Source organism: Kouleothrix sp. 19917 (assembly GCF_057073505.1).
In genome coordinates this window covers 5,330,281-5,345,808 of record NZ_CP097099.1, presented here as the reverse complement: position 1 = coordinate 5,345,808, position 15,528 = coordinate 5,330,281, and the positions used below count along the sequence as shown (strand labels likewise).

The 15,528-nt window shown below is 67.0% G+C and carries 10 protein-coding genes; 7 read left to right on the top strand and 3 right to left on the bottom strand.

Annotated elements, in window-relative coordinates; translation table 11 throughout:
• Nucleotides 1-117: 117 nt before the first annotated feature.
• Nucleotides 118-606 (bottom strand): NADPH-dependent FMN reductase family protein, encoded by a 489-nt coding sequence (locus tag M1P90_RS21650; RefSeq protein ID WP_483697450.1) that lies wholly within the window; start codon nucleotides 604-606, stop codon nucleotides 118-120.
• 616 nt (nucleotides 607-1,222) lie between these two features.
• Between M1P90_RS21650 and M1P90_RS21645 the strand changes: the two genes are divergently transcribed.
• From M1P90_RS21645 to M1P90_RS21625, 5 genes are all read left to right on the top strand, one after another.
• A complete protein-coding gene (locus M1P90_RS21645) occupies nucleotides 1,223-2,188 on the top strand; it encodes a potassium channel beta subunit family protein (RefSeq protein ID WP_483697449.1) in 966 nt (321 codons plus the stop codon).
• A 166-nt stretch (nucleotides 2,189-2,354) separates the two neighbouring features.
• Nucleotides 2,355-3,044, top strand: coding sequence for a cyanophycinase (locus M1P90_RS21640; RefSeq protein WP_483697447.1), 690 nt, complete (start codon nucleotides 2,355-2,357; stop codon nucleotides 3,042-3,044).
• A gap of 36 nt (nucleotides 3,045-3,080) precedes the next feature.
• Nucleotides 3,081-4,238: a M20/M25/M40 family metallo-hydrolase gene (locus M1P90_RS21635; protein ID WP_483697446.1), complete on the top strand. Its 1,158-nt coding sequence runs from the start codon at nucleotides 3,081-3,083 to the stop codon at nucleotides 4,236-4,238.
• A gap of 327 nt (nucleotides 4,239-4,565) precedes the next feature.
• The gene (locus tag M1P90_RS21630; protein ID WP_483697444.1) at nucleotides 4,566-6,317 is read left to right on the top strand and encodes an NAD(P)-dependent oxidoreductase; all 1,752 of its coding nucleotides are present in this window, start codon (nucleotides 4,566-4,568) and stop codon (nucleotides 6,315-6,317) included.
• Between the two features lie 846 nt (nucleotides 6,318-7,163).
• Nucleotides 7,164-9,317: a BTAD domain-containing putative transcriptional regulator gene (locus tag M1P90_RS21625; protein WP_483697442.1), complete on the top strand. Its 2,154-nt coding sequence runs from the start codon at nucleotides 7,164-7,166 to the stop codon at nucleotides 9,315-9,317.
• 334 nt (nucleotides 9,318-9,651) lie between these two features.
• Here the strand turns inward: M1P90_RS21625 and treS are convergent, their stop codons facing one another.
• A complete protein-coding gene (gene treS / locus M1P90_RS21620; RefSeq protein WP_483697440.1) occupies nucleotides 9,652-13,011 on the bottom strand; it encodes a maltose alpha-D-glucosyltransferase in 3,360 nt (1,119 codons plus the stop codon).
• A gap of 177 nt (nucleotides 13,012-13,188) precedes the next feature.
• Between treS and M1P90_RS21615 the strand changes: the two genes are divergently transcribed.
• Nucleotides 13,189-13,992 (top strand): alpha/beta fold hydrolase, encoded by an 804-nt coding sequence (locus tag M1P90_RS21615; protein WP_483697438.1) that lies wholly within the window; start codon nucleotides 13,189-13,191, stop codon nucleotides 13,990-13,992.
• A gap of 88 nt (nucleotides 13,993-14,080) precedes the next feature.
• On the opposite strand, the gene M1P90_RS21610 is transcribed toward M1P90_RS21615, so the two are convergent.
• A complete protein-coding gene (locus tag M1P90_RS21610) occupies nucleotides 14,081-14,467 on the bottom strand; it encodes a DUF7712 family protein (RefSeq protein WP_483697436.1) in 387 nt (128 codons plus the stop codon).
• 156 nt (nucleotides 14,468-14,623) lie between these two features.
• Between M1P90_RS21610 and M1P90_RS21605 the strand changes: the two genes are divergently transcribed.
• On the top strand, nucleotides 14,624-15,451 hold the full coding sequence (locus M1P90_RS21605) for an alpha/beta fold hydrolase (RefSeq protein WP_483697434.1): 828 nt from the start codon (nucleotides 14,624-14,626) through the stop codon (nucleotides 15,449-15,451).
• Nucleotides 15,452-15,528 lie beyond the last annotated feature (77 nt).

The window sequence follows — 15,528 nt, the reverse complement described above, 5'->3', positions numbered from 1 at the left end:
GCGCAGAACACTGCATACAAAAATAATCAAATTACCTTGCTGCCGCAGGCAAAAAGCACTGCGTTGGATGTGCAGTTCCGTAATGGCATAACCCCAAAACGAGAGAAAAGATAGAATTTATATCAGCGCGGCCGGCACGCACGCGTCCCACAGGTCGGCGGCGAATGCGCGAATGGCCGCGCGCTCGTGCCTGCCAATGCCGAGCCAGGGTGCAAAGCGCGCCAGCCCACGCAGCTCGATCCGCAGTGGCTGCGCGGCCAGGTCGCAGCCGCGCGCGGCCACTGCCAACTCCAGGTCATCGACGCCGCCGGGGTGGTGGTAGGCCGGGCTGTCGAACACCTGCGTGCCAAAGGCGGCGATGCTCATGCGCTGAAGCTGGCGCGTCAGAATGCCCTCGATCAGCAGGCGCAGGCGGTGCGACGCGCGCCCGTGGTGGGTGTAGGTGCCGAGCACCAGCATGTCGTAGCCGCCGATCTCGCTGTTCAGCACATCCCGAACAGGCTTGCAGGCCACGGCAACGCCATGGCGGCGCAGTTCGCCCGCCAGCAGGCCGGCAATGGCGCGGTTGTGGCCAAACCACGACGAGTAGACTATTAATGCTTTCATAAACGTTCTTTCTGCTGTGAATTGCGCAAGAGCGCTTCACCACCAAGGCACCAAGGCACCAAGATCATCAAAACTTGGTGTCTTGGTGTCTTGGTGGTAATTAGAAAAGATGTGTGATGCGGCACCTGCCTATTGCTGCGCCACCAGGCCGCGGTTGCACTCGGCGCGCTGGCGGAGGCCCAGCAACACCGAGCGAAACAAGCGGCGCACCGAGTAGGCCGGCGCGCCGCTATTACCCCCTATGTAGCTTTGTTATCGAGCGTGAAAAGTGAGTGCGGTGCCTCCTTTCCGGCTATGCGGTGCGGCGGGGCCAGGCGCGGACACTGCGAAAGCATACACCCACGCGGCGGCTCATTCTGGTGCCGCGTGCTCTTAAGCGCCTTCCGGCGGGGCTTCCGTGTGCTTGCCGGCCCGGCCCGCTCGCCACGCCCCTAGCATACCCGGCCGGCGCGGCTTTGTGCGAAAACATTTCTTCACCAAACGGGATGCTTTCTCCATACGGGGCACTGTTATTGCTGAACCCTGCAGGGTGTATCATAGTGAGTCGCCGCAGCGATTGCTGGCGGCACAGGTTTCCGGCCAACAGGCGGCTGGGGCAAGAACAAGGAGCAGTCTCATGGAGTATCGTCGTCTTGGCAAGGCCGGCATCAAGCTCAGCGCGCTGTCGCTTGGGGCGTGGGTGACGTATGGTGGGCAGGTGGGCGAGCAGGTGGCGCGCGAGTGCATGGCTGCCGCCTACGACGCCGGGGTGAACTTTTTCGACAATGCCGAGGCCTACGCCGGCGGCAATGCCGAAACAGTGATGGGGAACGTAATCAAGGAGCTTGGCTGGCGGCGCGAAAGCATTGTCGTCTCCACCAAAATCTTCTGGGGCGGCGACGGCCCGAACGACACCGGCCTTTCGCACAAGCATATCATCGAGGGCATGAACAGCGCGCTGCGCCGCTTGCAGCTCGACTATGTCGACCTGGTGTTCTGCCACCGGCCCGACCCAAACACGCCGATTGAGGAAACGGTGCGGGCGATGGATATTGTGATCAAGCAGGGCAAGGCCTTCTACTGGGGAACTTCGGAGTGGAGCGCGGCCGAGATCATGCGCGCCGACGCGGTGGCCCGCCAGTATGGCCTGACGCCGCCGAGCATGGAGCAGCCGCAGTACAACATGTTTGTGCGCGACCGCTTCGAGAAAGAGTACGCGCCGCTCTACAGCGAGCTTGGCTACGGCACGACGATCTGGAGTCCGCTGGCCTCGGGCGTGCTGACGGGCAAGTACAACGACGGCATCCCCGAAGGTAGCCGCGCCACCGCCAAGGGCATGGAGTGGCTGAAGGACGCCGCGATCACGCCCGATCGCATCGAGAAGGTGCGCAAGCTCCAGCCGATTGCCGATGAGCTAGGGTGCACGCTGGCGCAGCTTGGCCTGGCCTGGTGCCTCGCCAACCCGAACGTCAGCACGGTGATCACGGGCGCAAGCCGCGCCGCGCAGGTGACCGAGAACATGAAGGCGCTGGAGGTTGCGCCCAAGCTCACGCCCGAAGTGCTTGACGCGATCGACGCGGTGCTGGAAAACAAGCCGGAGTAGCCTAAGTGCCGCTGGTGCGTAGTGCATAGTGCGTATTTACGCTCACTGGCACGGCCGTGCGGAAGACGAAGGACGAAGGACGAAGGACGAAAGCGGCTTTTGGTCCTTCGTCCTTCGTCTTTCGTCAGCCAGCCTTTTTGGTGATAGTTTCACAGGAGTACATCGCATGGGCTACCTGCTTCTCGAAGGCGGCGCGGAGTTTGGCGGGCGCATGCGCGAGCCCGACGAGCGCGCAATCGCGCTGGCCGGCGGCCCCGATGCGCCCATCGCAATCATCCCCACCGCCGCCGCGCCCGACAACAACCACGCGCGCGCGGGCGGCAATGGCGTGCGCTGGTTTCGCAGCCTGGGCGCGCAGAACGTTGAGTCGCTGCCGCTGACGGACCGGGCGGCGGCGCGCAGCCCGGCGGTGGTCGATGCCCTGCGCGCGGCCCGCCTGATCTACATGCTGGGCGGCTTCCCGCACTACCTCGGGCAAACCCTGCTGGGCAGCGAGGCGTGGCGGGCCGCGCGCGAAGCCCACGCGGCGGGTGCGGTGCTGGGCGGCAGCAGCGCGGGCGCAATGGTGCTGTGCGAACACTACTTCGACCCACAGGCGCGCGCGGTGCTGCCCGGCCTCGGCATGATCGCGAACAGCTGCGTGCTGCCGCACCACAATACCTTCGGCAAAGGCTGGGCCGAGCGCCTGGGCACGCTGCTGCCGAACGCCGTGCTGATCGGCATTGACGAGCGCACCGGCATGATTGACGACGGGCCGGATGGCGCGTGGCAGGTGTATGGCCAAGGCAGCGTGACATTGTACCGCGGCGGGCGGGCCACAAGCTACAAGTCCGGCCAGGGGTTTGTGCTACAATAGCCGCCGGTTCGGCTTTTCCACCGCAATGGAGCGATGATGAACAAGATCGATCGCTGGCGCGACATGCCGGCTGCCCAGGTCGCCGCGCGCAGCTTCGAGGCCGCCGCGATTGTCGAGACGGCAATTGCCATCCAGCAGATCCCCGCGCCCACCTTCGACGAGGCGGCGCGCGGCGCGGCCGTGGCCGCACAGATGCAGGCGCTCGGCTTGCAGGATGTCGATACCGACGCGATTGGCAATGTGTATGGCCGCCGCCCCGGCCGCGCCACGCGCCCGGCCCTGATGATCGCCGCCCACCTCGACACAGTGTTCCCCGCCAGCACCGACCTGCGCATCCGCCGCGAGGGCACACGCGTGTATGGCCCCGGCCTGGGCGACAACAGCCTGGGCGTGGCCTCGCTGCTGCACCTCGCCCGCGCCCTGCACGAGCACCAGCTCCCCCACGATGGCGATATCTGGTTTGTGGCGAATGTTGGTGAAGAAGGTTTGGGCGACCTGCACGGCATGCGCGCGGCTACCGAGCGGCTGCACGCCAGCATCGACGCGGCGATTGCGCTGGAAGGAACCGGCCCGGATCGCATTATTCACGCCGGGCTGGGCGTGCGGCGCTACCGCATCAGCGCGGCGGCGGGTGGCGGCCACGCCTGGGCTGATTTTGGTGCGCCCAGCGCCATTCACGCCCTGGTGCGCCTTGCCGCCCGCCTTGCGCAGCTCGACGCGCCCAAAGAGCCGCGCAGCAGCTTTAACATTGGCGTGATCGAGGGCGGCAGCTCGGTGAACACGATCGCCGCCGCCGCCAGCCTGCTGCTCGACCTGCGCTCGACCGCGCCGATTGCGCTGAAGGGCTTGATCGCGCAAGTCGAGCGCGCGGTCGAGGCGGCGCGCGCGAGCGAGCCAGGGATTACCTTCGCGCTCGAAACCGTGGGCGACCGCCCGGCTGGCAGCGTGCCGGCCAGCCACCCGCTGGTGCGCGCCGCGCAGGCGGCCTACCGCGCCGAGGGTTTCGCCGCCGCGCTCGACATCGCCAGCACCGACGCGAATATTCCGCTCAGTCGCGGCATCCCGGCCGTGTGCGTGGGCATTGGCGACGGCGAAAACGAGCACCGCCTCGACGAGTATATCGAGCCGGGCCGCATCCCCGCCGGCATGCGCGCCTTGCTGCGCCTGGTGCTCGCCGCGACGGGGGCGGGATGAGTTGCAGGTTTCAGGTTGGAAGGTTGTATGTTGGGGAGTGACGACCGACGACTGACGACCGACGACCGACCACGGGAGTTTGAACCGCAAAGAGCGCAAAGGACGCAAAGGGTTGCAGGTTGGAAAGTTGGAAGGTTGAAAGTTGTAAGTTCGTGCTTACTGCCAACTGCTCACTGCCTCCTGCCTCCTGTCCGCTGACTCCTGACTTCTGACTCCTGACTCCCGCCCACCCGTTCCACCTGGCGCGACACCGCGCGCACGCGCCGCCCCGCAGTTGCGGTATCATGAACGCCCATCCGCACCCGCCGCCAAACAAGGAGCATCGCCATGAACCCCCAGCAACCGCGCGTTCTTGTGTGCGACCCAATCCACGACGACGGGGTCGCTCTGCTGCGCCAGCACGCCACCGTCGACATTCGGCCAGGCCTGTCGCGCGCGGAGCTTGAAGAAGCGGTGGGCGACGCCGACGCGCTGATTGTGCGCAGCGCCACCAAAGTGCCGGCCTCGGTGATTGCGCGCGGCCACCGCCTGCGCGTGATCGGGCGGGCCGGCGCGGGCCTCGACACGATTGACGTGCAGGCCGCGCGCGTGCAGGGCATTGAGGTGGTGAATGCGCCCGACGCCAACACCGTGGCCGTGGCCGAGCACACCATCGGCCTGATGCTGACGCTGGCGCGGCGACTGGTTGCTGCCGACCAGAGCATGAAGGCCGGGCGCTGGGAGAAATCGCGGCTGATGGGCACGGGCCTGATGGGCAAAACGCTCGGGATCGTGGGCTTTGGGCGGATCGGTCGGCAGGTGGCGCGCTACGCCCAGGCCTTTGGCATGCGCGTGCTGGTGAACCAGCCGCGCCTGACACCCGAGCTGGCGCTGGAGTGGGGCGTCGAGCAGGCCGACCTGACGATCCTCCTGCGCGAAGCCGATTTTGTGACGCTGCATGTGCCAATGCGCGCCGAAACCAATGGCATGATCGGGGCATCCGAGTTGGCGCTGATGAAGCCAACCGCCTATATTATCAATACCGCTCGCGGTGGCGTAATCGATGAGGCGGCGCTTCTGGCGGCACTGGACGCTGGCGGGCTGGCCGGCGCGGCGCTGGACGTGTTTACGCAGGAGCCGGCGATGGACAGCCAGCTTGCCACGCACCCGCGCGTGCTGGCGACCCCGCATATCGCGGCGAGCACCGAGGACGCGCAGCGCAGCGCGGCGATGGTGGTGGCCGAGCAGATTGTGGCGATCATTCGCCCGCGCCGCGTGGCCGATACCCTGGCGCTGCGCGTGGTGCCGCTGAATCAGGTGGTGCCGCACGAAACGTTCGATGCGCAGCGCGCCGCCGACCTGGCCGAGCGGCTGGTGGGCGAAAATATGCTGATCAATCCGCCAGTGGTGGCTGAGCGCGACGGCCGCTATGTGGTGCTGGATGGTGCGACGCGCACAGCGGCGATGAAGCAGCTTGGCCTGCCGCACACGATTGTGCAGGTGGTGCCAGCCGAGGTGGCGAACCAGCACGCGCACACATGGTTCCACGCTATCTCGGGCGCGGGCGTGGAGGAATTACTGGGTTTGCTGCGCGAAGTGTCGGGGCTGGAGCTGGCCGAGCTTGCGCCCGAGCAGCTGCGCGACCGCTTGCAGATCGAGCAGGCGCTGGCGGGCTTGTTCACCGCCGACAAGCGCGCGTTTCTGCTGCGCGCCGCGCCCGATGCCACCCACGACTGGCTCGACGTGCTGAACCCAACGGTCGAGCGCTACACGGCGTGGGGCACGGTCGAGCGCACGCTGGCGACCGACCTGGCCGCGCTGAAGGCGCAGTTCCCCGAGCTGGTGGGGCTGGTGCTGTTCCCGCAGCTCACCGCCGACAGCATTCTGGGCCTGGCGGCGGCGGGGCGCGTGCTGCCGGCCGGCGTGACGCGCTTTGTGGTGCCGGGGCGCATTCTGCGGCTGAATATGCCGCTGGATTTCCTGCGCGACGCCGCGCCGCTGGCCGCGAAGAGCGAGCAGCTCGACACGATTTTGCAGGAGAAGCTGGCCGGCCGGCGCATTCGTTACTACCAGGAACCAGTGGTTCTTTTGGATGAATAGGGAAGTTTGCTCGGGCCGCAGGGCCGTGGGGGACCTGTCTGGGCGGACCTGGGTGTCCGCCCCGTACTTTTGCGAGGGCTGCGCGCCCTCGCGCTCCCGCGTGTTTGGGCGGACCTTCGGTCGTGGGCGGACCTTCGGTCGTGGGCGGACCTTCGGTCGTGGGCGGACCTGTGTGTCCGCCCCCTACGGCAGTACCTGTGAGTAAGGCAGTTTGCTCGGGCCGCAAGGCCGCCGGGGCGGCGCCCGCCCCGGCACCCGGCGTCGGGGCGCTGCCCCGAACCCCAAAAAGAACGTGGCCGGCATGCGAAATGCTGGTTGTCATGCCTCCGTTGCGGGCCGCGCCGGCATCACGCGAATGAGGTGAGTGCAAATTGCGAGGTAGGAATATGCCACGCCCCATTATCGCATCTGACATATCTCGTCCGTTGCCAGCTTTTTGGCATAACGGAGGCATGACCGCACTGCCGTTCAGTCGAGTTGACATTCATTTGGGTTCCAAGGGCGCAGCCCTTGGCCGGGGTGCTGGGGCGGGAGCCCCAGCGGCCCTGCGGCCTGAGCAAGCTGGCTTGAAACGGGCACTGCTTTCCTCGTAAGCACATGCCCTGCTGGCAAGCATCCTAGCGGCCTTGCGGCCCGAGCAAGCTGGTTCGAAGCCGGTACTGGCTCGAAAAGAAAAGCATAGCGGCCTTGCGGCCTGAGCAATCAGCCTGCTGGCAAGCATCCTAGCGGCCTTGTGGCCCGAGCAGCTTGTGTCGTGGGCGGACCTGTGTGTCCGCCCCGCACCCCTTGCCCCCACCCCACCCCAATGCTATACTGCCACGCGAATCGCCGCACGATTGGGGCGCTATGTCGCTAGACGCATTCCTCGCCATTCTGCATGGGCTGCCCGCCTTTCTCATGGCCGTGCTGGCCTGCTGGCTCGGCCTGAGCCTGCTGGTGCGCGCCCCGCGCGACCGCCCCGCGCAGGCCTTTGCCTGGCTCTGCCTGCACCTCACCGTCTACGGCCTCGGCATCTTCCTGGCCGACATCAGCGACTCCTCGGCGGCGCGCACAGCCATGGACATGGCCCAGCTTGTCGAGACGGTGCTCCTGCCGCCGGTCTTCTTCCACTTCATCGTGGTGCTGGTGGGCGATGGCCCCGCGCCGCGCTGGCAGATCGCCCTGGCCGCGCTGTTCTACGCCACTGGCCTGCTGCTGGCCGGCGCGGCGCTGTTCGGCCCGCTGCGGCCCGGTCCGCTCGGCGTGCTCGCCTTCCCGCCCGCCCTGGTTGTGCCGTGGACGCTCCAGCGCGCCCTGCCCATGCTCGCCGCCCTGCTGCTCATGTTCCTCAGCTACCGCCGCGCCGTCGACGACGACCTCGAGCGGCGGCGGCGCGCGCTGTTTGCGCTGGCGGCAGTGGTGGGCGTGGCGGGCGCGCTGTGGGCCACGCTGGCGCGCACCATTGGCTTTTCTTCTGCGCCCGGCCACACGCTGATGGACGCCGCCCTGGCGCTGCTGGCCTACGCCGTGCTGGCCTACCGCTCGCTCCTGCCGGCCCGCGTCGTCCAGCGCACCTTCTACCGCTCGCTGCTCGGCGGCCTGCTCACCGCGCTGTACGTTGGGTTGCTGCTGCTGGCCGAGCCAGTCGTCAATGAGTTCATCCAGCCGCGCACGCCCTTGCCGGTCTTCACCATCCTCACGCTCACCGCCCTGATCGCCGTCTTCGGCCCGCTGCGCGACTGGGCCAACGCCCTGATCGACCGGCGCTTTTTCCATCGCGAGTTCGATTACGCGCGCCTGCTGCGCGAAATGAGCGACGACTGGAACCAGCGCGGCGATCTGCCCGGCCAGCTTCAGGCTGCGCTCACCGCGATCTGCCGCACGCTTGGGCTGCGCGCCGGGGCGGTGGCCGTGCAGGAAGGCAGTGGCCTGCGCGTGCTGGCCAGCTACGGCGGCGAGCCGCCCGCCGACGCCGCGCTTGCCGAGGTGCGTGCGCCCGACGCCCCGCAGACGCACTATGGCGACTGGCAGCCCTGGCCGGCTGCGCGCCTCTTGCTGCCGCTCCAGCGCGGCGAGGCCACCTATGGCCTGCTGATGCTCGGGGCCAAGCGCTCGGGCGAGCCCTTCCGCGAAACCGAGCGCGCCCTGCTGCGCCTGCTTGCCGATTACCTCGCCCGCACGGTGAAGCTGCTGCGCGCCCAGCAGGAAGAAGAGCTGACCCTGGCCGCGCTGGCCGAGCAAAGCCGCCAGCTCCAGGCCGAGCAGGAGCTGCTCGAAGCGCAGGCGCTTGAGGCGCTGCGCCTGGCTGCCCAGCCTGCGCCTGCGCCCAGCCCGCCCCAAGCCCAGAAGGACGGTCTGCGCGTGTTTGCGCTTGGCCCGCTGCGCGCCGAGCGCGACGGCGTGCTGATCGAGCGCTGGGGCGGCGACAAGGCCGGCACCTACCAGGCCGAGGCGCTGTTCGCCTTTCTGTTCGACCGGCGCGGGCGCGGGGTGACCAAGGACGAGGCCGCAGAGGTGATCTGGCCCGATCTCGACCTCGACAAGGCCGATACCGCTTTTCATCGCACGGTGGCGGCGCTGCGACGCACGCTTGAGCCAGGGTTGCGCCGGGGGAATGAAAGTAAATTAGTGACCTACCACCACGAGCGCTACTGGTTTGATGCGAGCGCGGTGGCCTGGTGCGACGCCGACGCCTTTGCCGTGGCGACCGAGCGGGGGCACACGTTGCTGCGCCAGAACCAGCTTGAGGATGCGCGCGCGGCGCTGGCCGAGGCGCTCGAGCTGTATCGCGGCGACTACATGGACGATTGCCCCTTCTTCGGCGATTCGTCCTATGTCGAGGGGCGCCGCGCCGAGCTGCGCGACCAGCGCATCGACGCGCTGCTGGCGCTGGGCGGCTGCTACGAGCGGCTGGGCCACGCGGGCGAGGCGGCTACATCCTACCGGCGCGCGCTCGCCGCCGCCGACGGCGATTGCCCCCGCGCCGAAGACGCCCTCGCGCGCGTGCAGCAGGTGGGGTGAGGCGAGGTCCGACGAACGACAAAGGACGAATGACCCTTCGACAAGCTCAGGGCAGGCCGATCAACGACTTCGTCCTGAGTGCGGCGCAGCCGCGTATCGAAGGGCGACGGGATTATTTCACCGCAAAGAGCGCAAAGGACGCGGAGGGCTGCGGGTATGCAAGTCGCAGGTTTGAAGGTTCGCACGTGCGCAAGTTACTGCATACTGCCAACGGCGCGCCCTCTTGACGACGGACGAAAGACGAAGGATGATCTTCCTTCGTCTTTCGTCCTTTGTCATTCGCCCTGAACGAATCCAATCTGTGTAATCTGCGTAATCTGTGGATGATACGAGCCTACTCCTCCTCCGCCATCGGCGCGTAGGCCGCCGCCACATCCAGCCCCAGCAGCATAGCGCACTGCTGCAAGGCCGCGCCCACGTCCTCGTTCTCCGGGCCCAGGCGGCGCAGCAAGCGGCTGATCGCCTGCTCCACAAGCAGCGCATCGAGCATCACCGCCTGCGATTCGCGCGTGTCGGGCAGGAAGGGTGCGCTGCCAGCCGCGCCCACGTAGCCGCGCAAAAAGGCCGCCGCGGCGTGGCTGTACCAGCCGCGCGCCAGCGCAAAGCGCTCCTCGGCGGCGGTTTCGTCGCTGGCGGGCAGCGCCGCGCAGGCCGCAAAACACAGCGACTGGAGCATGCCCGCCACGTCGCGCAGGGCCGGGCCTTTCAGCATGCGCTCGGGCAGCGGTCGCGCGCCATCACCCTCGAAATCGAAGATCACGAAATCATCGCCCGTGTCGAGCAACTGCGCGAGGTGGTAGTCGCCGTGGCAGCGGATGCGCGCCCCGCTGGGCGTCAGGTCGGCCAGGGCGTGCAGGCGCTCCTTTTCGGCGGGCAATGCGCCAAGCAGCGCATGCACAAGCTCGCACTCTGCGTCGGGCAGGGTTGGCAGCGCCAGTTGGAGCTGGTAGTCGAGGTTGCCCGCCAGCCCGCGCAACGACTGGTAGATCGAGCGCAGGTACAGCCCGGTGCAGGGCAGCAACTCGAATTCGGGGTCGTCGCTGGCGGCCAGCGCCGCGTGCATCTCGGCGGTGCGCGTGCCAATCAGCTCGAGCTGCGCGTGGGCCTTGCCCAGCAGCTTCTTTTCGTCGGCGCTGGGCGGGGCGGCGGCGCGTGCCAGCAGCGCGGCAACGTCGCTCGGCGCAGGCGTGGCCTGCGCGTCGGCGCGCCTGGTGTAGGCGCGGATGTGCTTCTGCATGGTATCCCACGCCTCGCCCTGGTTGGGCACAAAGCCTTGCATCATAGCAATGTGCAGCGGCTCGCCGTCGGCGGGGCGGTACTCCAGCGCAGCGACGGCGGGCGGCGTGTGCGCGAAGCCGTGGGCGGTGAGCGCATTGCCAAGCACAACCTCGGGGTTCGGCCCTTCGTCGACGCAGCGGAACAGCTTCAGCATCAGCTCCTCGCCATAGGCCAGCGAGGTGTTGTTGCGCCCGCCTTCCAGCGCGCCCGTGTCACGCAGTGCGGCGGGGCGTGTTTCGCGCACGCGCTTGTATGCTGGCCCGGCCTGGACATGCACCGTGCCTGCTTTTCCTTTCAACTGCTTGCGCCGCGCAATCGTATCAAGCATCGCTGCGGCAAAGGCCGGCGACCAGAGCGCGTCGTAGATCACGGCGGCGGGCTCGCTCGCGCCGGGCGCGCGCAATTGCGCCACCAGCGCCTCGGGGTGCTCGTCGCGCAGGCGGGCGGCGGCGCGGCCAGTGGCGTAGGCCAGCGGCACGGTGTAGGTTTGCGATTCGCCCTCGGCACAGTGGAGCTGCACCAGCGCAATCACGGCCGGGCCGTCGCGGGTCGGCACTTCAATCGTGTCCTGGATCGACGTGCCAAGGATCGAGCGGCTCGCGCCGTTGTACCACGGTGCCGCGCCCATGTAGGCCGGCAGCGCGCGCGCTTCCAGCAGCGACTGGCCTTCGCCGCGCACCAGATCGGCCCACGCGAGGTCGGTTTCGATCACTGGCGCGCCGGCCGGCCCGGCCACGGCAGCATCGGCGGAGGACGGCGCGAGCGCGAACCAGTAGCAGCTGTGCGGGCCGATGGTGAGCAGGTAGGGCAGCTCGCCTACCATGGGAAAGGCGCTGTGGCCGAACAGATCGACCGGCATGCGCCCGCGATACTCGCTCAGGTCGAGCTCGGCGTGCTGCAAAAAGCGCGACAGGTTCGCCACCACCAGCATGTGCTCGCCCTCGTAGTGGCGCACAAAGGCCAGCACCTTGCGGTTGCTCGGTTGCAGGAACTCGATTGAGCCGCGCCCAAACACCTGATAGCGCTGGCGCAGCGCAATCATGCGGCGCATCCACCACAGCAGCGAGTAGGGGTTTTCTTCCTGCGCCTCGACGTGAACGGTCTCGTGGTGGTACTCGTGGTCGGTGATCAGCGGCAGAAACAGCTGCTGCGGGTTGGCGGCCGAAAAGCCCGCGTTGCGGTCGGCGCTCCACTGCATGGGCGTGCGCACGCCATTGCGGTCGCCCAGGTAGACATTATCGCCCATGCCGATCTCGTCGCCATAGTAGAGCACGGGCGTACCGGGCAGCGCGAACAGCAGTGCATTGAGCAGCTCGATGCGGCGGCGGTCGTTGTGCAGCAGCGGGGCCAGGCGGCGGCGGATGCCCAGGTTGATGCGCGCCGCCGAGTCGCGGGCGTAGGAGCGGTACATAAACGCGCGCTCTTCCTCGGTCACCATCTCCAGCGTCAGCTCGTCGTGGTTGCGCAGGAACAATGCCCACTGCGCGGTTTCGGGGATGGGCGGCGTTTGCTCAAGGATGTCGATGATCGGGAAGCGATCTTCCATGCGCAGCGCCATAAACAGGCGCGGCATCAGCGGGAAGTGAAACGCCATGTGGCACTCGTCGCCATCGCCAAAGTAGGCGGCGGCCTGCTCGGGCCACTGGTTCGCTTCGGCCAGCAGCATGCGGTTGGGGTGGTTCTGGTCGATGTGGCGGCGCAGGCGGCGCAGCGCGGCGTGCGTTTGCAGCAGATTTTCGCCGGTGGTGCCTTCGCGCTCGAACAGGTAGGGCACGGCGTCGAGCCGCAAGCCATCCACGCCCATGTCGAGCCAGAAATCGACGACCTTCAGGATGGCCTTGCGTACATGCGGGTTGTCGTAGTTCAGGTCGGGCTGGTGCGAGTAGAAGCGGTGCCAGTAGTAGGCCTGTGCCACCGGGTCCCAGCTCCAGTTCGAGCTTTCGAAATCCTGGAAGATAATGCGCGCGTCCTCGTAGCGCTCGGGTGTTTCGCTCCACACATAGAAGTTGCGCCAGTGGCTGCCGGCTGGGGCGTGGCGGGCGCGCTGAAACCAGGGGTGCTGGTCGGATGTGTGGTTGAGCACCAGCTCGGTGATGACCTTCAGGCCGCGCCGGTGCGCCTCGGCCAGAAAGGCCTTGAAGTCGCGCAACGTGCCATAGTTCGGGTGAACGCTGGTGTAGTCGGCAATGTCGTAGCCGTCGTCGCGCAGCGGCGAGGGGTAGAAAGGCAGCAGCCACAGCGCTGTGACGCCCAGCTCCTGAAGGTAATCGAGCCGGGCGGTCAGGCCGCGAAAATCGCCAATGCCGTCGCCGTCGCTGTCGTAAAACGCGCGGACGTGGAGTTCGTAGATGACTGCGTCTTTGTACCAGAGCGCCTCGCGCGTGCTTTCTGTTTGAAGTTCTTGTTCTCTCTCCATAGCTCCCGACCTGCACGCAGCGTGCCAAGAAGTGGTATGCTTGGCGGTCATGGCGATTGATGAGAATAATGCAGAAAGCACTGCACGCACTACGCACTATGCATTAGAAAGCCAGGCGCAGTTCTTTATGCGTATTTCTCGATGCCGAATTCGGTTTGGAAGCGAAGGGGAATTTTCATGGCAGAGTGGAACACGGGCGAGATAGCGACGAACGGCGTGCGCCTGCATTTCATGTGCGCCGGCAACGGCAAGCCGCCCATGCTGCTGGCGCACGGCCTGACCGACGCCGGGGCGTGCTGGCTGCCAGTGGCCGAGCAATTGCGCGCCGATTACGACGTGGTGATGTACGACGCGCGCGGCCACGGGCAATCGGAGAAGCCCGCCAGCGGCTACACCTACGACAATCTTGCCGCCGACATGGTTGGCCTGATTGGCGCGCTTGGCCTCGCGCAGCCGATTGTGATCGGCCACTCCATGGGCGCGGCCACGGCCGGGCTGGCGGCGGCGCGCTCGCCCGAGCTGTTTCGCGCAGTGATACTGGAAGACCCGCCGGCGCGCAACCGGCCAGCGGCAGAGGAAAACGAGTTCATGGCGAACTGGCGCGCCGGGCTGCTGAAGGAGCAAACGCTCAGCCACGACGCGCTGGTCGCGGCCGGGCACACGCAATCGCCCACCTGGAGCGATGCCGAGCTCACGCACTGGGCCGACGCCAAGCTGCAAGCCAGCCCGAACGCGCTGGAGATCATTCGCACGCCCGGCACGCAGTGGTTCGCGCATGTGGGCGAGATCGCCTGTCCGGTGCTGCTGGTCGCCGCCGACGAAGCGTTAGGGTCGGCGGTCGCGCCGGAGATTGCGGCGCAGGTGCAGGGCGCGTGGCGCAACGGCCAGTTCGTGCGGATCGCGGGCGCGGGCCACTCGGTGCATCGCGAAGCGCCCGCAGCCTGGATGCAAGCCGTGCGCGCATTTCTGGCGGAAGTGTAGTTATCCACAGATTACGCAGATTACGCAGATTTTCGCTTTCGTGCGACCTATAATCTGTGCCATCTGTGTAATCTGTGGATTTTATTTCCTACCGGTGGTTATACAGCTCGATCTGCCAGCGCCACTCGCTGCGGTCGGCAGCATGCCACCATTCCTTGAGAATGCCCGCCTCGCCGCCGGCCAGCAGCACCGGCAAGCCCAGGTCGTTCGCGGTCGGCCAGGCATCCTCGCGGGTGATGCGCTCGCCGCGCCGCGTGAGCTTTGTAATCGGCGAATCGTTGGTCGAGCGCAGGTCGGTGCCTTCGGCAAGCACGCGCCCGTCGGCGCCGCGAATCGCCACCGTCAGCACGGTTGGCGCGGCATGCACCAGCATCACCTCCGCGCCGGCATCGACACGCCCGCGCGCAAACAGCAGCCCGGTGGCGGCGGCCTGCGGGTACCAGATCTCCCAGTCCTGGGTGCGCTTCTGCGCCATTGCACGCTCCTTTCGCTGCGTCAAGGTACACTCAGGGCCGAAGCGATTGCCCCGGCCCTGAGTTCCTTCCCCGTCTCTCGCCTGCCTTCCTCTGCAATGCCCGTGCCGCGCGCCGTGGTATCATAGCGCCGACACGCGAATGGAAGCGAGGGAAGCATGGAATCCTGGCGCACGGGCGACCTGACGATCAACGGCGTGCGGCTGCACTACGAGCGCAGCGGCAGCGGCGAACCGGCCTTGCTGTTTGTGCATGGCCTGAGCGACAGCGGGCACTACTGGCGGCCAGTGCTGGATCGCATGCCGGCGGGGCACGAGCTGGTACTGTACGATTCGCGCGGCCACGGTCGCTCGGAACAGCCCGACAGCGGCTATACCTACGACCAGCTGGCCGATGATCTGGCCGCTGTGATTGGCGCGCTCGGCCTCGTGCAGCCGATTGTGATCGGCCACTCGATGGGCGCGGCCACCGCTGCCCTGATGGCGGCGCGCTACCCGGGGCTGGCGCGCGCCGTGGTGCTGGAAGACCCACCGGCCGGCCGCGACCCCAGCCCGGAAGTTCTTCAGAAAATTTACGACGACTGGCGCGCTGATCTGGCGGACACCAAGGCGCTCAGCCGCGACGAGAAGCTGGCGAAAGTGCACGCAAATCGCGCCGGCTGGACCGACGCCGACTACGCCGAGTGGCTGGACGACAAGACGCTGGTGTCATTGCAGGCGCTCGACATTATTCGCACACCTGGCACACCCTGGTTCGATCTGATTGAACAAGTCGCATGCCCCATCCTGCTCGTCACTGGCGACCCGGCGCTGGGCGCGCTGGTGACGCCCGAGTTCGCAGAGGGGCTGGCGGCGCGCTGGCAGAACGGGCGCGTGGTGAACATCCCGAACGTCGGACACTCGATTCGCCGTGGCGAGCCAGCCCGCTACGCCGCCGCCGTGAACGAGTTCATTGGCGAGGTTTTGGGAGCGCGGGCCGACACATAGGTCGGCCCTGACAATTCATTGATTCTGTTCGGGCCGACCTATGTGTCGGCCCCAAAAAACCTGTTTGGGCCGATCAG

Coding starts and splice junctions, on each gene's coding strand:
- M1P90_RS21605 (WP_483697434.1), top strand. CDS start 14,624: ATGGAATCCTGGCGCACGGGCGACCTGACGATCAACGGCGTGCGGCTG.
- M1P90_RS21645 (WP_483697449.1), top strand. CDS start 1,223: ATGGAGTATCGTCGTCTTGGCAAGGCCGGCATCAAGCTCAGCGCGCTG.
- M1P90_RS21625 (WP_483697442.1), top strand. CDS start 7,164: ATGTCGCTAGACGCATTCCTCGCCATTCTGCATGGGCTGCCCGCCTTT.
- M1P90_RS21630 (WP_483697444.1), top strand. CDS start 4,566: ATGAACCCCCAGCAACCGCGCGTTCTTGTGTGCGACCCAATCCACGAC.
- M1P90_RS21640 (WP_483697447.1), top strand. CDS start 2,355: ATGGGCTACCTGCTTCTCGAAGGCGGCGCGGAGTTTGGCGGGCGCATG.
- M1P90_RS21615 (WP_483697438.1), top strand. CDS start 13,189: ATGGCAGAGTGGAACACGGGCGAGATAGCGACGAACGGCGTGCGCCTG.
- M1P90_RS21635 (WP_483697446.1), top strand. CDS start 3,081: ATGAACAAGATCGATCGCTGGCGCGACATGCCGGCTGCCCAGGTCGCC.
- M1P90_RS21650 (WP_483697450.1), bottom strand. CDS start 606: ATGAAAGCATTAATAGTCTACTCGTCGTGGTTTGGCCACAACCGCGCC.
- treS (WP_483697440.1), bottom strand. CDS start 13,011: ATGGAGAGAGAACAAGAACTTCAAACAGAAAGCACGCGCGAGGCGCTC.
- M1P90_RS21610 (WP_483697436.1), bottom strand. CDS start 14,467: ATGGCGCAGAAGCGCACCCAGGACTGGGAGATCTGGTACCCGCAGGCC.